We start from the raw sequence: 22,132 nt of genomic DNA on the forward strand, positions 1-22,132 counted from the left end.
TTATCATATTCTAAAGTTTGTCTTTTATTAAAAAAAGTTTTTTTATTAATTCGTTAAAATAAGCTTTATAATATTCACTTTCATAGTGTGAGAAAGAGAACCCAAATGGGTGATTTTTACAAGAGTACAAATTGTTTTCAGTCAAATCAATAATTTGTGCATTAGGATAGTTTGAAACAAAAATATTATCTAATTTTTCCCAAAAATAATTATTTCTTTTTATTAGTTGAATTGTACCAAATTCCTTCAACTCCCCATTTTCATAAAACTTTTCTGATAAACGCCCCCTATTTAATATAATATTTGATTCTGGTATAATTTTCGTTACTTTGTCCATAAATTCATGTAGTGATTCACTCCATTTTTCTAACATTCCCTCTTCTGTAATAAAACGATATTGATCCCACTCTTTTACATATCCTGCCAAAGCATTATTTTCTTTTATTAAATAATTATATGTTATTTCACTGCCATTATTTAATACTAATGGTTTTAATAAAGCATCTGCGTATAAATCAACAACAAGAACTTGAGCGTTTGAAGCTGCTAAATCTTCAAAAAACGTTTTAGCCATATCTCTATAAATATGGGGGAATTCATTGTGATCTCTATATTGATCTATTAATTCCATAGGTGCACTCTTTGAATTTATGGAATCCAACCTACTATGAAATTGAGTGAATACACATTCCAAATACATTTTATATTCCGGGTTAAAATATTTTTTAGTATTTAAAGCATTTCTAGAAAAACAAGTCCCTAAAACTGCTACTTTTGGTAGAGCATTATTTTTCTTTTTTATAACCTGCTTCAAGTACATACTTAACGCGTTACGTCCATTGACATAAAATTTCCCGTCTAAATAACTATTAATTTCAAAAGACCCTAGTTCTTGTATTATTTTTTTTTCAACAGTTATAAATTTTGCATTTTCAAATGAAGAACCAACCAATATGTCTATATTGTCTTCAGACTTCACATAAAATTTTTCTATAATTTTAAAATCTACCGTCACCTTCTTATTGTGTATTTTGAAAGAAGAATATTCCTCGTAGTTGAAAACATTAGCTTGCCTTGATCGAATCGCAAAATATAAATTATAATCACTCATATCCTGTTCAAATTCAATTTCACAAAAGCTCCCAATAATTTTTAATCCTTTCAAAGGGATTATTTCTAAATTAAAAATTTTTCTATAAATAAAAACATTTCTTTTTTGATTGAACGTTATTGACTTTTTCATTAGTATGTCTTTGTTTTTTTCAAAAAAAGAGTTAAGATTGATGAAACTCGTGGCCGTATTCTTATTATCGTCTTTAATAAAAGCTTGAATCTTCCATTGCTGATTTATAATTGGATTTGATTCTATTATTGAGGTTACATCTCTTATTTTTATATACTTTTCATTAGTAATAAAATGTTTTGAAGAAGCAAAATCGGTATTTTCTACAATTCTTGAAAGATAAAACTTTAAATCATAATCACTTAAGATATTTAATTTTTCATTATTTAATTCGCATGTGTACAATATTTCTTTTTGTTTAACTAATATATACAAATATTTTTCTTCTGAATAGACATGAATATTATATAGAGAATTAACGTCTGTTATTATTTCATTAATTTTATTTAAACTGTGAATATGTATACATATCTTTAAATCACTAATAATCCCATTTTGAAATGACTTGATTAAATTCAGTTTAATTCCCTCAATACTATAATAAAAATTTAAATTTATTCTTTGCGAAAAAATTCCTATTTTATCTATAAATTCAAATTTAATATCATCGATATCTTTTATATTTTGAAATAATAAATCACCTTTATCTACCTTAAAAAAAGATTCCAAATAGCCTACCTCACTTCAGGTTTTTTATAATATTTATAGTTTTTTGTCTTATATTTTGTTTTACTTCAAATAATTTTTCATACGAATCTCGATACCTAGTTATTAAATGAAAATTATTTTGTTTTACTTCTTCTAATGCATTTTTTAAATCATCTAAATTTGTAACTATTTGTCCAATATCACTATATTTAATTTGAGTTGAAGGAACATGATGCGAAGCATATTTATTATATTGATAAAATATAACGTTTTTTTGTTGGAACAAGAAATCTACAGCTACAGAAGAAAAATCAGTTATTAAAAATTTAGATTGAGCAATCATATCTGCTATTTCTACTTTATCTGTAGATAAAAATTCTATTTCCTTAATATTACTTTCTAAATAACTAACATATTTTTCAAATTGGGGATGCATTAATACTTTCAAACTCAAACCGTTTTCTTTCAAAAATTTAATTATTGATGGATCACTTATCATTTCTAATAATTTTTTATAATAATTACTTTCTAAGAATTGTTCTGTAGATAAATTTTGTAATCCACGTTGCCACGTAGGCATAAATAATACTCCTTTACTATCAGCTATATTCACAGAATTCTCAACTAAATTGTCATGTCGCGACATGCCAGTTATTAGAACTTCATTATCATTATAACCTAATGTTTCTTTTATTATTTCTTTTTCATAAACGCTATTCGCAGTAATATAATCTATCCAATAATTTTTTTTACTTAAGTAGGGTGAAATATTATGGATAATCATACCGTGTTGAATTGAAATCACTTTCTTTTTCAATAATTCTTTTTCGTATATTTTTTTATATAGTTTAGCGTCAAATGGCAACATAGTTTCTTCAATAGTAAATGATGTTATATAATTACTTGCAATTAACATAAATAATTTATGTTTAAAAGATCCGAAGTGTATAAATTCTCCAAAGCGTCCAACTTTTTGTTTAGCCTGTTTTGCATCCTCGTCAATGATGTAATATGATTTTATGTTTTTTTCATTTTTGTTTATATATTCAAATAAAAAGTATGAGTTGTCAGAAGCACTGTTTTTTCGTTCCGATATCAACCATATAGGCTTTATATATATAAATTTATAAATTTTAGAAATGATTTTCAATAAATCTTTTTCAAGTATATGTAGCAAGGCTCTACACTTTAGTCTTGCATTTCTAAATTTTTGAGTTTTTCTCCATGCTCGTGAACTTCTAACATTAAATGAAGTGTCCTCAATTTCTTTAGTCATTTGTTGTTCTATATGATACCAATATCGTCTACTTCTATATAACATTAATGATGTTAGAGCTTCATCATAATATTCATTAAATATTAAACCGTAAAACAAATATAGTGGAGTATTTTTTCTGTTTGTTAAACTTTTATAGGTTTTAAATTTTTCTTTTATTAAGTACATATATTCTAACTGTTTATTTTTTCTTATCTCTTTTTCAAAAACTTTATTATCTATTAAAAAATCTAAAAGTTTTATTAAATCATGCTCTGTTTCAAAAATAGCTTTCATAGTATTTAAAGAATTGGATTTAAAAAATTCAATAGCGAAATCAATAATATCTTTTTTATATTTTTTATTATTTAAATTATTGCCAATATAATAAGAAGACATATACCCCTTACTTTTAGTATATGTGATATTTTTAAAATAACTTTCCATACTTAATGTAATGCCTTCCGCTGTATTAGGGACTAGAACAGTAGAGAAAATTTCTCTATAGTTATCAAATGTATATCTGTTGTTAGAGATATTGTTTATGTTCCGTAAACTCCATTGAACAATTTTTATCTTTTTATTTTTTATTTCTTCTATTCCTTTTTGAATTTGTTTTTGTTTTATTAAAAAATTGGGATTAGCAAATAATATAAAATCGTAATTAGAAGTTTCGAAATTTTCAATGTATTCATAATTGTCGTCAACAACAATCACTCGATCAAAGTAGCTATTATTTTTCATTAATTCAAAATTATCCGCGTTCATATTTCTCATTTTGAATAAAACTAACATTATTTTCATTTTTGTCCACCTCCTATAAGATTCTTAAAAATTGAAAATATTTTATACAATTTATAGCTTTTGCTAAGTTTAAAATTATTAATTTCAGTCACTTTACTTTTAAGTTCTAATCCATTATAAAAGTATTTCCTTCTTGCTTGTAATAAAGCAGAATAAGATATAGCTAGGTAGTAATCTTTATTTGAAATCATTTTTATAATTGGCATCTCATTGTGCATATACATTTCAATAATATTAGGGTTATATTCTTTAATGATTTGGTTTATTTCTTTAAAAATTTTCACTTTTTCATTATTGGTCAATAGTTCAAATTCATCGTCTAAAATTTTCCAGAAAAGGGATCTTAATACATTAATTCTAAAAAAATGAAGTTGTTCTGCATTATAATTTTTATAACAAATATAATAGGCATTTATATCGTTATTTATAGAGTCTAAGACATCTTGATGAGTTAAAGATTTATTTTCTCCTACGTCTCTGTTTCTGTAATAATATACAATAAAAGGGATATATGAAAATGAGGTAGCTTTTGTATATAATAATGTGTCGACTAATTTATCTTCTCCGTTCCTCATATTTTCTACAAATTTGATATTGTTATTTATATAAAATGATTTTCTAATCAATTTCAACACCACACCAACTTTTACTTGAGCAAAAAATGGCGTTAACATTAAATTTGTATTTATATAAGTTTTATTCATTTTATACTCTCTGAAGGTAACATGTTGGAATGTAGAGCCGTCTTCATTAAACGACAACATTTTCCCCATGATAAAATCATCACTAGGTCTAATCTCTTTCAGCAAGGTTTCATAAGCATAAACATCTAAAACATCATCTGGATCCATAAAATGAATAAATTCCCCAGTTGAAAACTCTACTCCAATATTTCTTGGTTTTCCAGGTGAACCTTGGTTTTTCATTAATCTATGATATTTAAAATTCGTGAACTTTGTTTGATAGCATAAAATTTTTTCTTTACTACTATCTGTTGAACAATCATCAATTAATATTACTTCAATATTTTCTTCTCCAATGCTTTGATCCAATATTGAATCAAGGCAATCTTCAATGTAATCTTCAACATTAAAAACTGGAAGTATTACTGAAATTAGCATAATTTTTCTCCTTTAATATGTATTTAGATTTTATTTTTTAATTTTCATTAATTTTTTAAATACTCTTAAAAATAACGAAGAACTTCTGATTTTTAAAGGATATGAAAGATTTTCGTCTTTAATAACTAAATTAATCCCTGTTAATAATTCAATAAACGATACTTTAGCAGAAAAAATGGTTCGGCTAAAATCTTGTACTTTAATCCCTAATATATCTAATTTCTTCTTTTCATAGATATTAACTTTATTATAAATTTGGTTTCGTCTATGAGTATAAACTTCAGCTTGCTCAGATACACCATAAGATTCATGTGAAAACGAAAACACCATTTCTTTATCTTTAATTGAATATTTATGAATATAGCATTTTATTTTTTTAAAATATTTATAATAAGGAAATTCTACACCCTTGATGTTATATAAAACCCACTTGTAACTATTAGGCACTTTTAATTCATTAATTATCCCAATGTCAATATATTTAAATAAAGAAAAAGTTTCTAATTCAAATAATTGATTACCTTTTATAAATTTATAATTTATAATTTTTTCATTTTGTTCTACCATATAATTTAAGTAGTGATTTAAAATAAGATATTGTATATATTTAATCACTTCACCATATCTTTTAATTGAATATGTTATAAGTGGTTTGTAATTATTAATTATATGTGGAGCGTATCTACTTTTAAAATTCCAAGCAACTTTGCTTAAAGAACTATTTTCGTTTCTATCATACAAATAACTTACATTTTTTACTAATCCATACTTTTTTTTATCTAAAAGCAGCATATTAATAAATTTTGCGTCTTCCCAATAATTTACTTGTTCATCAAATAGGTATAAGTTCATGTTAAATATCTTAGACTTAAATACCATGCCGCCTATGTGATATTGGATATATTTAAAATCATTTAAGATATTAATTATTTTTTTGTTTGTATAAAAACGGTAATTTAAACTTTGTTCATAAATCTTATTATCCTTTACAAGTTTTATTGGGGTTGAAATAATCTCTACATTATTATATTTGTTAAAAAAGGATAAAACTTCCTCGAAAAAATTTTTGCTTAAACCATCAGAATCATCCACAAAGGTAACAAACTTCGAATTTTCACTTAAGTTTCTTATACCTGTGTTACGAGCTGCACTAACACCAGCATTAGGTTGACTGATTATTTTCACTTGTGAATTATAACTATATTTTTCTAAAGTTTTCAAAGTATTATCGGTACTGCCGTCATTAACTACTATAATCTCATCAGAGGTGTGTAATAATTTCTTCAAAATATTATTCAACGTTTTCTCAATACTTTTTTCACTATTATGGGTTGGTATAATTACAGAAAACAAATATATCTACTCCTGTTAAATGAATTGTTTTTTATTTTTTAATTCACAATTTTAATGTCTTTATAAACTCTTTTATATCTTCTGACATTTCTTCATCATTTAGTGCAAATTGTATAGTTGTTTTTACAAAACCTAACTTTTCTCCCACGTCATAACGCTCCCCTTTAAAATCGAAAGCGTATACACAATCATCATTGTTTAAATGTTCAATAGCATCAGTAAGTTGAATTTCCCCGCCTGTACCTATTTCTTGTTTTTCTAGATAATCAAATATTTCAGGAGTTAATACATACCTGCCCATGATGGCTAAGTTAGAAGGAGCAGTGCCTTCCTCAGGTTTTTCTACAAATTTTCTCACACTAAATAATCCGCTCTCAGAGTCTAGTGGATCAACGATACCATATCTATGTGTTTCTTTTTGATCAACTTTTTGTACACCAATAATAGACTTTCCAGTTTTTTCATATTGATCTACTAACTGTTTAATTGCAGGATTCTTAGACTGTACTATGTCATCACCTAACAAAACAGCAAATGGTTCAACACCTATAAATTGTTTAGCTGTCCATATCGCATGACCTAAACCTTTTTGTGCTTTTTGTCTTACGTAAAACATATTTGCTAAATTACTCGGATATTGTACTTTATCTAGTAAATCATATTTAACTTTTTCTTCCAATTTCATTTCTAATTCCTTTTGATTATCAAAATGGTCTTCTATCGCTCTTTTATGTTTACCAGTCACAATAATAATATCTTCAATTCCTGCTGCCACTGCTTCTTCAACTATATATTGTATCGTCGGTTTATCTAGTATAGGTAACATTTCTTTAGGCATCGCCTTTGTTGCTGGTAAAAATCGTGTTCCCAATCCTGCTGCTGGTATAATTGCTTTTCTAATCTTCATAATTAATTCTCCCTTAAAACTTTTGAATTCCCATTTCAAAATATATTATTAAGTAGTGCTAAATTGTAATTTTAAATACTAAAGTATTAATAATTAATATTTGAAAAAACACATTGCTTATATTATAACAAAATTAGAAAATATTAATATAGAACTTTACTCTTTTATTTATTTTTTTAAAAACATATATAAAAATTATATCAATTGTATTATCTAAATAGTTTATTTGAAAAGTTATATTTTTCATTTTATTACAAAAACAGTTAAAACGTTTAATAGTATTATGTACACAAACAATATTTAAATAATAAGTTTTAATATATTTATCGCTTATATAACTTAATTTAACTTTACATTTTCTAAATGTTCTTACGGAGCTAAAATCTAATTACTACAATTAATATGCCCCTTTTAAAATAAAAACTTAAAAAACAAAGACTTTATAAAAAGCTTTTATGATTAAGAAAGTGATATAGGTATTGGATATTTGATGATTTATTAAATAATATGAATAGTGTAAGATGCTTTACAAAACATAAATAAAGGACGTATAGATCAGTCAGTTAAAATAACTGAACACTATACGTCCTCTATTGATATCCATTACATTAAGCGTTTCTTACTAAATTTATTATATACCCATCTAATTAATAATGCTGCACTAATAAATAACCCAATATAACCAAATGTTTTAAATACAAAGTTCACGAGGTCCACAAATCCAATGAAACTTAAGATAAAGGCTACAATTAATGAAATCGTTAATAGCGTCACATAGCCCTTACTACTTGGCTGTGTAAACCTACTTAAAAATGGATACAGCATACCAATACAACTATTAAAGATAACACCTATCATCACTGCAGACATAAATATACCAATATAGGGGTGAATATCGTTTGCTAATAATAACGTTGGAATATCTACGCTATTGGCATTTTGAATATTTGCCATCAAACCGCAAGTCATGATTAATAACAAGATACTAAATGAAAGGCCGCCATAAAATGCGCCTCTACGTGCTGTTTTATGACTGATTGAATCGCTCCCCACTATCGTTAAAAAGCTGAAGCTGTTTCCAATTATCAACCCGCCATATACAATAGCATCCCACCACCATAACGAACTAGACGTTTTAGATGGTTTAATATATTGTTCTACGTCTGAAAACGGGATAGTTGGGTTAATGATATTATAGCCAGCGATAATCAATACCGCGATAACTAAAAAAGGTGTAACAATGCTGAGTATGGTCATAATCTTATTAAATTTAAGTTGTAACACAACGAACAATAAAATAACTATACCTAAAGAGCCGGTCCATACCGGGAGACCAAAGCCTTGATATAAAGCAGATCCTCCGCCTGCAACCATAACTACGGTTAATCCAAATAAAAAGAAAATCGTTAAATAATCAATGATTTTCCCCACATATTTACCAAAAATACTATTTAATGAAATTTCATATGTATTCGCATCTAATCGATAACCAATCTTTGAAATTTGTCTAGTTGCAAACGTCACGATAATCCCTGTGAAAATCACAGCAATGTACGCATAGTTACCATGATTAACGAAAAATTGTAATAGTTCTTGGCCTGTAGTAAACCCAGCGCCTACTATAAAACTAAGATAAGCTAGCGCAGTCTTAACTGCAGCTTTATTATCTTTACTCATTTATCATACATCCCCTTTAAATTTGATTAAATTATACTACTTATTAATTTTTCAATGTAAGCTTAACCATTATTAAAAATAATTAATCACTACCTACGAGGACAAACGTTAAAAGATAGTGCCATATCAAAATCTAAAATAAATAAGGGCAAGACAGAAACCCTTTTTTTACAAAGGTTTCATTGTCCCGCCCCAGCAAGCATGATGAGGGTTAAAAAATGAAGTCAGTACGTTTCCAATCCAATCATATACTGTTAACATCATATAAAAGGCTATGCGTTTTATTTATTTCAGCCTCTTAAACAATAATTACGTGTTTTTAAATAGCGCCTGTCTCTTCTAGATTTTTTTCTTTTGTTTCTGGCGCCATACTCAATGATAGTATAAAACCAATAAATAATAGTGCTGAAGAAATATACATGGTTATACTTAGCCCATAATTTGCTAAAATCATAGGGAAGAAAAATGTACTTAAAGTAGAAGCTAATCAGCTTACTGTAGTAGTAACCCCCCGCCGGTGCTTCGTACATGCGTTGGGAATAATTCATATGGATCAATCCATTGATGGCTCCCCACTGCTGTATTGAAAATGCCATATATAATAAATAGTACAAGTATAATTAAAAATGAAGTATTTCCTTCCGATACTATACCTAATGATAACAAAGCTAGCGCAGTAATCAAGAAGGGTTATATTAAAGTTGGTCTTCGGCCATATTTCTCCACTAAGTAAAGTGCAGGGAAAACGCCTATCAAATAAAACATATTGATAACTGCAGATCCTAAGTATTTTAGCGATCCTTCATGAAATCCAAATTGTGATAATATTTCCGGTATATAAGTTCCAATAGCAAATGTAGTCATACCTTGTAATGACCAAAATATAGAAACAAAAACTAAGCTACTTATCTCTGATAACGTCTAGAAAATAAGTAGCTTAAAATATTGCATTTTTATTCAATTATCATTTTAAAAGTTCAGAGTACTGCAGGTTAATGATACGCGCTTTACTTCAGTTCGTTTAAAAGGTCTCAACGTCTGTAAATTGTGATAAGTAAAGTTGCTTATAGGGACCTTCATGTTGCATGAGTGCCTCATGGCTGCCTTCTTCTAATATCTGACCGTCTTTAATAAAGATAATACGGTCAACATCTTTAATCGTTGATAAACGATGAGCAATAATTAAAGATGTTCTATGTTCAGAAAGTTTTTTAAATGCTTTTTGTATCTTGTTTTCTGTTTCAATATCAAGCGCACTCGTCGCTTCATCTAAAATAATAATAGAGGGGTCTTTTAAAAACATTCTCGCAATCGATATACGTTGCTTTTGTCCGCCTGATAATTTTGTACCTCTTTCTCCTACGAGCGTATCAAGCCCAAATGGCAATTCATTGATAAAGTTTTCCAGTTGGGCGTGTCGGATTGCTTCCCATATTTGTGCTTCATCAGCCTCTAAATGTCCATATACAATATTGTCTCTTAACGTGCCAGAAAATAAGAATACATCTTGCTGAACCACACCTATTTCTGAACGCAGAGATGCTAACCGAATAGATTGAATGCTTTGACCGTCAAATAAAATATCTCCTTCATCTACTTCGTAAAATCGAGGTAATAATGAACTAATCGTTGTCTTACCGCTGCCACTTGGTCCTACTAACGCAATTTTTTCACCTTGATAAATTGTTAAATTCATTTTATTTAGAATAGGTGTTTCTCCATAGCCAAATGATACATCCTTATATTGAATTGTTTTAGGTTTAGAAGGCATCTTGATAGCCTGCGGGTCGTCTTGTATTTCTGGGTCTATCGCCAAGATTTCTCTGAAATTATTGAACCCTGCAATGGCTTTTGGAAATAGCTCAATAATCATATTAATTTGTTCTAAAGGTTTAAATAAAACATTCGTAATCATAATAAATGCAACGATGCCCCCATAGCTCAAGTCACCATGCAATACGAAGTAACTGCCAACGATTAATACAATAACCAGTGTTAATTTTTGAGCAATGTGGCTAATCGTAACGTTCCATGACATATAATTATAAGCTTTTAATTTTGTGGCTCTAAAGTCATCATTAATACGATTAAATTTTTGTTGTTCGTGGCGCTCATTAGTGAATGCTTGAACTAATCTAATACCACCAACATTATCCGCTATTAATTCATTAAAACGGGATACATTCGCAAATAGTCCTTTAAACGCACGAGACATTTTTTGATTGAAATATATCGCTAATATAAAAACAATTGGCACTACACAGAATGTAATCAATGCTAATTTCACATCAATTGTCAACATAATGATAAATGCACCAATCAATGTCATAATAGATAAAAAGATATCCTCGGGGCCATGATGCGCCGCTTCTCCAATATCCATTAAATCATTGGTTAAGCGACCAATTAATTTCCCAGATTTTTGGTTATCAAAATACTTAAAGTTTAGTTTTTGAATATGACTATATAAATCATTACGCATATCACGTTCTATATTTGTACCTAACTTATGCCCCCAATAGGTTACAACAAACTTAAGTACTGATGCAATAGCAAAAACACCTAATAAAACCAACCCAAAAATCACAATGAGATTCCAATGATTTGTAGGTAACAAACGGTCTATATAAATACTTGTAATAAGTGGAAAAATTAATTCCAATAAACCTACTACAATAGCAGAACCAAAATCTATAAAAAACAACCCTTTATACGGCTTATAGTAATTCAAAAAAGCTTTCACAACATCCCACCTACTTTTAAATTTATAAACATTCATATGAAGTATATTATGGATTAAATGATAATTATTATCAATGAAATTTATTAAAATTTTATAAATGTGTAAAATCAAATATTCATACATTTTAAAAAACATTATATACGTTATACCAACCAAAAATAAAATAAGAGTGGCACAGACACCAAATATTCTAATTTGGTGACCAATACCACTCATATAAAAACATACCTTTATTATAAATAAACGACAATACTTTTACTTAAGAATGCACAATCATAGATTAACACGACTTTTATACACCAGAATAGGATGAAAATCCGCCGTCTACAGGTACTACAATACCAGTTACAAAACCACTCATATCATGATCCATTAACCAGTATAATGTGCCTAAGATGTCTTCAGGAACACCAAATCGATCCATTGGTGTTTGTGAAAGAATTTTTTGAGCACGTTCTGAATATGAACCATCTTCATTTCTGAGCAATGCTTTATTTTGATTTGTTTCGAAAAATCCTGGCGCAATCGCATTGACGCGTATTTGTCCCGCGAAATATGTGCTTAACCACTGTGTGAAGTTACTTACAGAAGCTTTTGCACCACTATACGCTGGAATTTTCGTCAACGGTGTAAATGCATTCATAGAAGAAATATTGATAATCGTGCCTTTTTCTGATGCCACTACATCTTTACCAAATACTTGTGATGGTAAAAATGTACCTGTATAGTTCAATTTAAAGACTTTGTCTATACCATCTTCTGTAAGGTCAAAGAATGTTTTATCACCTGCTTGATCATACATTTCATCATTTGTGGTCGCATCAGGATGATTTCCGCCTGCACCATTAATCAAAATAGTAATCGCACCAAATTGATCATTGTATGTTTGTTTTGCTTTCTCTAAAGCTTCTTTGTCTAACACGTCTGCTACTAAAGCGACCGTTTGTTGTCTATTTTGATCAATTTCGTCTTGTAATTGTACAATCTTATCTTCAGAGCGGCCTAATATACCTACATTCGCACCTTTTTCTACAAGTGCTTTTACAAATGTAGCGCCGATGACTCCCGTTGCCCCTGTAATAACAACATTCACATCTTTAAATTGTGTTGCCATTATTTTCTCACTCCTTCAATTAATCCATTTATATATGTGGCACCTAGTGCTCTATCGAATAATCCATAACCAGCCTTACCTGTTTCTCCCCAAATCATGCGTCCGTGATCTGGTCTGATTGTGCCTTTAAAATCAATATCTCTTAATGCTTCTGCTATCGCTTTCATATCTATAGAACCATTTTTGGATAAATGACCTGTTTCAACGAAAGAATATTCATCTAAACGTTTAACATTACGCATGTGTACAAAATGAATATGGTCGCCAAATGTTCGAATCATACTCGGTAAATCATTTTCTGCTAATGAACCTAATGACCCAGTACAGAAACAAATGCCGTTATGCGTATCATTATTAATTGATAATAGGCGTTCATAACTTTCCTTATTCTTTATGATACGTGGGATACCGAATATAGCCCAAGGCGGATCGTCCGGATGAATCGCCAGATCAACGTCATGTTCTATCGCAGTTGGCAACACAGCATCTAAGAAATATTTCAAGTTATCCCATAACTGTTCATCTGATGTTTCACGATATGCTGAAATAAGATGATTCATCTCTTTACGTGAGTAACTTTCGTCCCAACCTGGTAAATTTAAATTAGTTGTTAATGGGTCAATATCTTTAATTTGATCGTGGTTATAAATTAATGTATTTGAACCATCTGGCAACTCATAATCTAATTGTGAACGCGTCCAATCGAACACGGGCATAAAGTTGTAAGTCACTGTTTTAATACCATTTTCAGCAAGATTAATGAGCGAAGTCTTATAATTTTCAATTAATTCATCGCGCTTTTCTGTACCTAATTTGATTTCTTCACTTACAGGTAAACTTTCTACAACTTCAAATTTCAAACCTGCATCTTCAATCGATTGTTTTAATGCTGCAATTCTCTCTTTAGTCCAAACCTCTCCAACAGGAATGTCATAAATAGCTGAAACAATGTGTTTCATATCTGGAATTTGTCTAATGTTATTTAATGTTACTGGGTCATCTTCTCCATACCAACGAAATGATAATTCCATCATTATACCTCCTCAACGCCTTCAATTTTAAATAAGTTTACTGCATTGTTATAACAAATATCTTTCAATATTTTAGTTATTGTGTCATCTGACAGTTGAATTTCACCTTTTTCAATCTTATCTCCTAAGAAATTGCATAAAATTCTTCTGAAATACTCATGTCGTGTATATGAGATCATGCTGCGTGAATCAGTGAGCATACCAACAAATTTAGATAATAAACCAACGTTAGCGTAATCTACTAAATGTTGTTCCATACCTTCTTTAGTGTCGTTAAACCACCATGCTGCACCAAGTTGAACCTTATGACTGCTATTTGTAAAGTTACCTGCTGTTGCTTGAACCATTAAATGGTCATTTCCATTATTAGGATAAATAATCGTATCCGATAAAGCTTGGTTTTGTTCAAGATGATCAAGTAATGCATTTAATTTTTTGGCGCTTAGTTGTTCACCTACACTGTCAAAACCGCTATCTGGCCCTGTAATACCAAACATATTCGAATTATTATTTCTTGTTGGTCCAAGGTGGAATTGTACAACCCAACCTAACTCTTCATATACTTTACTAATTTCAGTTAAAATATAACCTGCTAATTCATATTGTTCTGTTTCAGATACTTGCTCGCCACGTTTTAATGCATCATATACCGCATTAGCATCTTTAGCAGATGCTGTAACTAATGGCGTCTTTTCAAAACTTTGATCAGAACTACGTGCACCTTGTCTATCAAAATAATGAACACGTGCTTTTAATGCGTCAATATAAGTACTTAAATCTTTAATATCACAATCTGTTGTTTCATCTAGTTGATTAATTTTTGTATTAATAGAATCTTGATTTAAGAAAACATAACTATCTGGTCTAAAAGTAGGTATAACTTTAAACGTCACCTTGTCGTCTTCATTTAGCAACTTATGATATTTCAAATCATCGCATGGATCATCTGTGGTACAAACGACTTTAACGTTACTTTGTTTAATTAAACTTTGCGGCGTGTGTGAAGGTTTTGCCAGTTTTTTATTAAGTGATTTGTACAATTTTTTGACGTTCACTTTATCCAAATCTGTGTCTTCGTCGAAATAACGTTTTAGCTCAAGTGCACACCAATGATACATTGGGTTCACAATAGCGTAAGGTAACATATGCATAAATGCTTTGAATTTATCAAAATCATCAACAGTACCTGTAATGAATGCCTCTTCAATGCCATAAGCTCTCATTAAACGCCATTTATAATGGTCGCCACCTAGCCATAATTGTGTGATATTGTCGTAATTTTTATTTTCATAAATTTCTTTCGAATCTAGATGACAGTGAAAATCATAAATAGGTAAATCTTTAACTTTTTGGTATAACTTAACTGCTGTTTTATTATTTAATAAAAAATTGTCATTAATTAAAGTCATAACTTTGCCCCTTTTCTATAATCCTAATAATTTTGGAAGGAATAATGATAATTGTGGAATAAATGTGATAATAAGCATTAAAATAATTAGTGCTCCAAAATAAGGAACTAAATATTTAAATACTAATTCTACACGAACGCCACCTACGCTTGCTCCCACAAACAGTGCACTACCCACAGGTGGTGTGATATTACCAATACATAAATTGAAAGCAATAATAATACCAAAATGTATTGGGTCAAGTCCTAACACTTCTGAAATCGGTAAGAAGATTGGTGTAAATATAAGTACAGCTGGCGTGATGTCCATAAATGTACCAATCACTAATAAAATAACGTTGATTAATAATAGAAGTGCAATCGGATTGTCTGTCATTGAAATAATACCGTTAGATATTGCTTCTGGTAGTCCTGTATAACTCATAACAAGTGAAAACAATGCAGAAGCGGTTATTAAAAATAAAATCATACCGCTAATTTCTGCTGTTTCTTTGATAACATTTGAAAGTTGCTTTATTTTCAAACTCTTATAAATAAGCGACAACACTACAGAATATAAAACTGCTACTGCAGCGCCTTCCGTAGCTGTAAAGATACCAGATACAATACCTCCTATAACAACTACGATTAAAAATAAACTTGGCAACGCATCAAGTGTTAGGAATAATTTATCTTTCCAACTTATTTTTTCTGACACTTTATAGCCTTGTTTTTTTGCCATAAAATAAGCGACAATCATACAAGCAATACCCCATAAAATACCAGGGATATAACCTGCGATAAATAGTGCAGCAATAGATGTACCACCGCTGACTAATGAATATACAATCAATAGCGAACTCGGTGGAATCATTAAACCTGATGGTGCAGATGCAATATTTGCTGCTGCGGAATATTCTTTTTTATAGCCTTGCGTTTTTTCCATCGGGCCCATGATACGTCCCATCGCTGCGGCTGCAGCAACACTTGAACCAGAAATAGAACCAAACAGCATATTCCCCACAATATTGGTATGCGCTAATGAACCCGGTAATCGCCCTACTAAAACTTTAGCAAAATTCACTAATCTAAATGCGATGCCTCCGTTATTCATAATGATGCCTGCTAGTACAAATAGGGGTATGGCTAACATTGTAAAATCATCAATCCCTGTCACCATCCGCTGTGCGGCAGTCACAATTGTGACATCAAATGGCAGTATTAATAATAAAGTGATAATTGAACTTAAAATAATCGAAAGTGCAATAGGCAGCCCCATAATCAGAAAGACGAAGAACGTGATGAACAAAACTAACCCTGCAGTTGTCGTCATAAACCATCACCGCCTTCAACCTCATTACCTTCTTGAACTAATTCCTCTTTGTTCAATAAATTGTAAAATGCATAGAAAATGATAAATATACCCGACACTGGTAACGCACCATACATCAATGCCATCGATAAACCTGTAGATGGCGCGATCTGAGACCAAGTTAATTTCACAACTTCAAATCCGCCCCAGATCATAAGTATAATCGCGACGATAATTAAGATAACGTCTGACATTTTCTCTAAAATAACTTGTGCTTTCTCAGGTAATTTCTCTCTCATAAACACGATAGCAATATGTTGTTTAATTCCAAATACATAACTTGCACTCAATAAGCCAAACCAAATTAACAAGAATCTAACAATCTCTTCACTCGTTGTACTGGGTGTGTTAAATATAAATCGCGTTGCCACTTGATAAATGGATAAAATCACCATTACAAAAAGCGAGATACCTGCCAACGTTAACAGCAATCTATCAATGATTTGCTTTGCTTTCTTCATAGCGTTGTTCCTCCTTCTCGATTAATTTATAATCCTCTTTTGTGTCTGGATTATTTTTAAATTTATCTTGAAGTGGTTTAGAAGTCGCTTTAAATGATGTTTTATCTACATCATGAAATTGCACTCCCATTTTTTCTTTAGCTGTTTTCTTGGCGTTTTTTACTTCCTTATCCCAAATCACTTCATGCTTTTTAGTAGAATAATCAGCAGCCTCTTCTAACCATTTTTGTTGTTGTTTTGTCAAACTGTCGTAGGTTTCTTTATTCATGATTAAAATATCGGGTACGGTTGCATGTTCTGTATAATAATAATTTTTAGCAACTTCACCATGGTTATTAGTCGTTAAGGCTGTTTCATTATTCTCTGCTGCATCAATCACGCCTGACTGCATGGCTGTATAAACTTCGCCAAAATCCATTGGCGTAGGCGTGCCACCTAATGACTTGATTAAATCAACACTTGTTTTCCCTGGTTGAACTCGTACCTTCAACCCTTTCAAGTCTGTGTTGTCTTTAATTTTTTTATCTTTGGTATAAATATTACGCATACCTGCATCATAATAAGTGATACCTAAAAACCCTTGATCATCTGTGGATTTAAAAAACGCATCTTGTACGTTCTTCTGCTTCATCACATGGCGATAATTATCTTCAGATTCAAATAAATATGGCATATTAAATAGTGAGTATGTCGGTGAAAAGCTTTCGAGTGCGCCTGCTGATACTTTTGTCATTTGTATAGCATTGGTTTGGGTCATTTCAATCGCTTCACGTTCGCTGCCGAGTTGGCCGTTGGGGTATATATTCACTTTAATTTGACCATGTGACTTTTTTTCTAATCTCTCTTTAAATATCTTTAATGATTTATGCACAGGATGCTCAGTTGGTTGATTATGTGCTAACATAATTTCTTTTTGCTTATCTTTAGCTTTAACATCCCCATTTGTTAATATCATCGATGCCATCCCAATCATAAAGAATGCGCTTACAAGTAGAAATAAAATTTTTTTCATAAAGATAATGCCCCTTGTATTGCAATTTTTATCGTTTTAACGCTCCAAAATGTGTTGATAAATTAAACACATCACTTTCTTGTACGTTGAGTGCATCTTCATTTGTCGTATGCTGTAGGACTGAACATTTCGTTGCAAAGTCAACCGTTTCTCCTAGTTGCCACCCTTTATTCAATCCATGTAAAACACCCGCCATAAATGCGTCTCCTGCGCCAATACGGTTTAATACAGTATATGCATATGCTTGACTTTCGATATAATCGTCCTTTGTAAGGATAATACCTTGTAAGGTACTTTGTTCAATATTTCTATTACTTGAAGCCATCAACGCAATATCATATTGCGATTGAATCGTCTTTGCACAAGTTTTCATATCGTCATCTAAAGCATTGGTTTCAAGCAAATGTGTAGCATCCTTTTTCCCAAAAAATAGTACATCAACTAAAGGTAAAATTGACTTAATAACTGGAACTGCTTCTTCTTTATCCCACAAATTGCTTCTAAAATTAATATCAAATACGATTTTAACGCCCTTTTCTTTCAAATGTGCTAATACATCAACAATCTGACGACGTATCGTTTTATTTACAGCTAATGTAATACCTGTAAATACAAAATAGTCACCATTTTGAGCGTTAATATCATTCATGACACTGGCACCATGTTCAGCGAATGTTGAATATTCCCTATCGTAAATGACTTTACCACTGCGAAAACCAAAACTTTCTTCCATATAATAAGTGCCTACCCGGCCGTTATTATATTTGATAAATGATGTTCCCACACGTGTTTGAAACATTTTTTGCAAAGCTAAGTGACCAAGTGCATGATTAGGTAATACCGTTAATATTTCAGTAGGATGACCAAATTGTGCTAACGTTACAAGTGCGTTTAATTCTGCGCCACCCACGTTTACTTTAAACGTGCCTGCGTCTTTCAACTGTTCGTAATCAGGTGGCGTATAACGTAACAACACTTCACCAAACCCATAAACTGTCATTGTTATACCTCGCTTTTTATTTCTGAAATATAGCTTTCTAGAGCTTCTTTACCTTCTTGTTGATAAATTTTTGTGATTTCACTACCTATGCCCACTGCAAAACTTCCAGCATCTAACCATTCTTTGTGATTCGCTTTTCCTACGCCACCCGTCGGTACAATTTCAATTTGTGGTAACGGCCCTTTAAAATCTTTAATAGACTTAGGCGTAAATTGAGTAGCAGGGAATAATTTAAGCACTTTGCACCCATATCTTAATGATTCGACCATTTCTTTGACTGTCATACATCCAGGAATATATGGTACATCATACAAATTGGCAATTTTAGCTGTTTCTTTATCAAAACTAGGGCTTACAATAAATTTTGCCCCGTTTAAAATAGCAGTCCGCGCAGAAACACTATCTAATACTGTACCAGCGCCTATCAATGCGTCTTCTCTTTTTGATAATTTAGCTATTATGTCCATAGCATTAGGCGTCGTTAATGTTACTTCGATAATATGAAGCCCCTTATCTATAATTGTATGCGCAATATCCAAAAACGATGCTGCATCATCCGTGCGCATCACGGCAATATGCTGACCTTGTTGAATTTCTTTCATTGTGTTAATTGAATCCATCTCTTCAACCCCTCATAATTATATGATTTACAATACTATTTCAAAATAACAACGTTGTTATTATCATACAAAAAAATATTGTAATGCTTATCTCTATGGTATAATTAATTCGAATTTAAATCAATCAATTTCAAGGAGAAATTTTATGGCTGTAACTTTAAAAGACGTTGCTGAAGCCTGTGGAGTCAGTTATTCCACAGTTAGTAAAGCACTTAAAAATTCTCATCTCGTTAAACCCAAAACAAAAAGCATGATTCAGCAAAAAGCACTCGAAATGAATTATATCCCTAATCATTCAGCAAGAGCACTCGTATCTAAGAAAAGTGGCACAATTGGATTAATATGGCCTTCTGTTGATCGTGTAGCAGTTACTCATCTGATTTCAGAAATAAATCATGCGATTAAAGATTTAGGTTATGTCATGTTTGTTTCAATAGATGACGTTGCTGCAGCCTCAAAGAAATTTGTGGAATTCGGTTGTGATGGTATCGTCATTTTTGATGAGGGAGATGCTACAAATTTATCTCCAGAAATTTATAATAATGTGCCTGTGGTAGCTTATGGTGTTAATCGCGATATTCCTTATCCAATGATTAATGTAAATCATTCAGAAGCGATGATTATGGCAATTAAAGCACTCGTAAATCAAGGCGTAAATTCCATTGACTATATTGGTGATATACATACAAGCGATACACGTCAAATTGCTAAAAAAGAAACTATTACACAGTACTGTGAAAAACACCACATCGATTATCGTATCATTGATTCTACAAGCTTGAACGCTATCGAAACTGAATCTTCCGTTAAACATTTTTTACAGTATAACGATCTTGCTCAAGGTGTAATTTGTGGTAGTTATGACATCACAGTCGGAACCATTAATGCACTTGGTCCAAACGACCACCCTATTTTGTATTCTTATGATAATATTCCACAAATTAAAAAATTAGATTATCCTGTCAATGCTATTGGGGTCCCAACGACAGAAATTGCACAGAGTATTGTAGATACTTTAGATAAAATAATCAAAAACGAAGAGACTCAATCAACTTACCATCTTCATCCCAAAATTCAAAAAAACATATAGACATAAATATGCCCAAACCTTAGTATTGCGGTTTGGGCATGTTTATGTGTTTGATTGATGTTTGACAAGAGGGCTACTTTTTATCATTAACCTACTTGATATAGAAGATAAGCTTAATGTATAAATATAGATACTCAATATATTATAATAAGAATAGGGAGTTCTTATTTAAGTGAATGAATGGGGAGAATTATGTTATTCTAGATAAATTTATTATGAGTTCTGAATTATGAAACGCAATTATGCTCGCTACTTTGGCGTTAGGGATTATCATTAACATATTAACTTTTTCTCTTCTATCAATTAATAATAACCAGTACGCATAACCCTCTATACATCTATTATATTACGCATATCGTCATGATTAAAATACATAGTTGGAATATATCGTATTCTACCACGGAATACATTTTAACTATAATGCGTTCAAGTTTTATTAACGCATTTTATTTTGTTTCTTTTAAAAAATTAATCCATTCATGCGTTACATAATTCATATAACTATCTTTTTTCCAAATAACACCTAAATTCCATGACACATCAGCGCCCTTAATGTCTAAGCCTACAACATCATCATTCAAAATATTTACAATACTTTCTGGTAATATACTGACACCGATACCATCACGAATCATATTTTCAATAAATGTAATTTGTGACATTTTCGCTACTGTTTTAGGATGAAATCCAACTTTTCTGCAGCTTTCAATAATTTGATCCTTTAAATAGTAGTCATCATGAAACATAATAAAACGTTCATTTTTTAAATCACCTAAGTAGACCGATGATTGTTTGGCAATTTCAGACTGCTTATCTACTACTAATAATAATTTTTCATTGTATAAAGGGACAGCGTGATAAACATCATCATCTACGGGTAACGTTGTGATACCTACGTCAATCTCATCATTATTTAAATATAATTCAACTGCTTTACCGCCCCCTTCAATGACTTCATAAGTCACATTGGGGTATTTATTATGAAATTGATTCAAGCTTTCTGTAAAAAGCCTTACATTCATAATCGCTGATATCCCAACTCTAATATGACCTCTTTCTAAATTTGTTACATCTCCCATTTCTAAAGATAAATCATCTAAGACGGCTAATGCTTCTACACATTTATCATAAAATATTTGGCCGATATCCGTTAAAATAATGTGTTTTTTTCTTCTATCAAACAAGGTAATGTTGAATTCATTTTCAATACTTTTAATATTTTTACTGATTGTAGATTGCGCAATATATAAATGTTCAGATGCTTGGGTCATCCCACCATTTTTCACAACTTCTACAAAATATTTCATTTGCTTAATTTCCATTTTTAACCCCTCTGAATCGCTCTATAATCGTT

The 22,132-nt window shown here is 30.7% G+C and carries 20 protein-coding genes; 1 reads left to right on the top strand and 19 read right to left on the bottom strand.

Annotated elements, in window-relative coordinates:
• Nucleotides 1-10: 10 nt before the first annotated feature.
• From IEU88_RS08935 to eda, 18 genes are all read right to left on the bottom strand, one after another.
• On the bottom strand, nucleotides 11-1,852 hold the full coding sequence (locus tag IEU88_RS08935; RefSeq protein WP_115359584.1) for a DUF6270 domain-containing protein: 1,842 nt from the start codon (nucleotides 1,850-1,852) through the stop codon (nucleotides 11-13).
• 10 nt (nucleotides 1,853-1,862) lie between these two features.
• Entirely contained in the window at nucleotides 1,863-3,890 is a 2,028-nt protein-coding gene (locus IEU88_RS08940) for a CDP-glycerol glycerophosphotransferase family protein (RefSeq protein WP_115359585.1), read from the bottom strand.
• Nucleotides 3,887-5,011 (bottom strand): glycosyltransferase family 2 protein, encoded by a 1,125-nt coding sequence (locus IEU88_RS08945; protein ID WP_115359586.1) that lies wholly within the window; start codon nucleotides 5,009-5,011, stop codon nucleotides 3,887-3,889. Before IEU88_RS08945 ends, IEU88_RS08940 begins: the two co-directional genes overlap by 4 nt.
• A gap of 30 nt (nucleotides 5,012-5,041) precedes the next feature.
• Nucleotides 5,042-6,364, bottom strand: a complete 1,323-nt coding sequence (locus IEU88_RS08950; protein ID WP_160148686.1) for a glycosyltransferase family 2 protein — start codon at nucleotides 6,362-6,364, stop codon at nucleotides 5,042-5,044.
• A 43-nt stretch (nucleotides 6,365-6,407) separates the two neighbouring features.
• Nucleotides 6,408-7,271 (bottom strand): UTP--glucose-1-phosphate uridylyltransferase GalU, encoded by an 864-nt coding sequence (gene galU, locus IEU88_RS08955; RefSeq protein WP_103373692.1) that lies wholly within the window; start codon nucleotides 7,269-7,271, stop codon nucleotides 6,408-6,410.
• A 603-nt stretch (nucleotides 7,272-7,874) separates the two neighbouring features.
• Nucleotides 7,875-8,948, bottom strand: a complete 1,074-nt coding sequence (locus tag IEU88_RS08960; RefSeq protein ID WP_107644000.1) for a YkvI family membrane protein — start codon at nucleotides 8,946-8,948, stop codon at nucleotides 7,875-7,877.
• A gap of 319 nt (nucleotides 8,949-9,267) precedes the next feature.
• Nucleotides 9,268-9,402 (bottom strand): hypothetical protein, encoded by a 135-nt coding sequence (locus tag IEU88_RS13765; protein WP_255312544.1) that lies wholly within the window; start codon nucleotides 9,400-9,402, stop codon nucleotides 9,268-9,270.
• 38 nt (nucleotides 9,403-9,440) lie between these two features.
• Nucleotides 9,441-9,632 (bottom strand): sugar porter family MFS transporter, encoded by a 192-nt coding sequence (locus IEU88_RS08965; RefSeq protein WP_148095949.1) that lies wholly within the window; start codon nucleotides 9,630-9,632, stop codon nucleotides 9,441-9,443.
• Nucleotides 9,633-9,638: 6 nt separating this feature from the next.
• Nucleotides 9,639-9,812, bottom strand: coding sequence for a hypothetical protein (locus tag IEU88_RS08970; RefSeq protein WP_107643999.1), 174 nt, complete (start codon nucleotides 9,810-9,812; stop codon nucleotides 9,639-9,641).
• A gap of 157 nt (nucleotides 9,813-9,969) precedes the next feature.
• Nucleotides 9,970-11,727: an ABC transporter ATP-binding protein gene (locus IEU88_RS08975; RefSeq protein WP_103373646.1), complete on the bottom strand. Its 1,758-nt coding sequence runs from the start codon at nucleotides 11,725-11,727 to the stop codon at nucleotides 9,970-9,972.
• Nucleotides 11,728-11,983: 256 nt separating this feature from the next.
• Nucleotides 11,984-12,805: an SDR family oxidoreductase gene (locus tag IEU88_RS08980; RefSeq protein WP_096810887.1), complete on the bottom strand. Its 822-nt coding sequence runs from the start codon at nucleotides 12,803-12,805 to the stop codon at nucleotides 11,984-11,986.
• A complete protein-coding gene (locus IEU88_RS08985) occupies nucleotides 12,805-13,836 on the bottom strand; it encodes a mannonate dehydratase (RefSeq protein WP_096810888.1) in 1,032 nt (343 codons plus the stop codon). Before IEU88_RS08985 ends, IEU88_RS08980 begins: the two co-directional genes overlap by 1 nt.
• 2 nt (nucleotides 13,837-13,838) lie before the next feature.
• Nucleotides 13,839-15,245 (bottom strand): glucuronate isomerase, encoded by a 1,407-nt coding sequence (gene uxaC / locus IEU88_RS08990; protein ID WP_103373635.1) that lies wholly within the window; start codon nucleotides 15,243-15,245, stop codon nucleotides 13,839-13,841.
• Nucleotides 15,246-15,260: 15 nt separating this feature from the next.
• Nucleotides 15,261-16,556: a TRAP transporter large permease gene (locus IEU88_RS08995; protein WP_103373636.1), complete on the bottom strand. Its 1,296-nt coding sequence runs from the start codon at nucleotides 16,554-16,556 to the stop codon at nucleotides 15,261-15,263.
• Nucleotides 16,553-17,056, bottom strand: a complete 504-nt coding sequence (locus IEU88_RS09000; RefSeq protein ID WP_096810891.1) for a TRAP transporter small permease — start codon at nucleotides 17,054-17,056, stop codon at nucleotides 16,553-16,555. Before IEU88_RS09000 ends, IEU88_RS08995 begins: the two co-directional genes overlap by 4 nt.
• On the bottom strand, nucleotides 17,031-18,068 hold the full coding sequence (locus tag IEU88_RS09005) for a TRAP transporter substrate-binding protein (protein WP_103373637.1): 1,038 nt from the start codon (nucleotides 18,066-18,068) through the stop codon (nucleotides 17,031-17,033). Before IEU88_RS09005 ends, IEU88_RS09000 begins: the two co-directional genes overlap by 26 nt.
• A gap of 28 nt (nucleotides 18,069-18,096) precedes the next feature.
• Nucleotides 18,097-19,068 (bottom strand): sugar kinase, encoded by a 972-nt coding sequence (locus IEU88_RS09010; protein WP_103373638.1) that lies wholly within the window; start codon nucleotides 19,066-19,068, stop codon nucleotides 18,097-18,099.
• 2 nt (nucleotides 19,069-19,070) lie between these two features.
• Complete coding sequence (gene eda / locus IEU88_RS09015) at nucleotides 19,071-19,688, bottom strand: bifunctional 4-hydroxy-2-oxoglutarate aldolase/2-dehydro-3-deoxy-phosphogluconate aldolase (protein WP_096810894.1); 618 nt, start codon at nucleotides 19,686-19,688, stop codon at nucleotides 19,071-19,073.
• 145 nt (nucleotides 19,689-19,833) lie between these two features.
• Between eda and IEU88_RS09020 the strand changes: the two genes are divergently transcribed.
• Entirely contained in the window at nucleotides 19,834-20,778 is a 945-nt protein-coding gene (locus IEU88_RS09020; protein WP_103373639.1) for a LacI family DNA-binding transcriptional regulator, read from the top strand.
• Nucleotides 20,779-21,224: 446 nt separating this feature from the next.
• Here the strand turns inward: IEU88_RS09020 and cidR are convergent, their stop codons facing one another.
• The gene (gene cidR, locus IEU88_RS09025; protein WP_103373640.1) at nucleotides 21,225-22,100 is read right to left on the bottom strand and encodes a cidABC operon transcriptional activator CidR; all 876 of its coding nucleotides are present in this window, start codon (nucleotides 22,098-22,100) and stop codon (nucleotides 21,225-21,227) included.
• Between the last annotated feature and the right edge of the window lie 32 nt (nucleotides 22,101-22,132).

This window comes from Staphylococcus nepalensis (genome assembly GCF_014635045.1).
GTDB classification, from domain to species: Bacteria; Bacillota; Bacilli; order Staphylococcales; family Staphylococcaceae; genus Staphylococcus; species Staphylococcus nepalensis.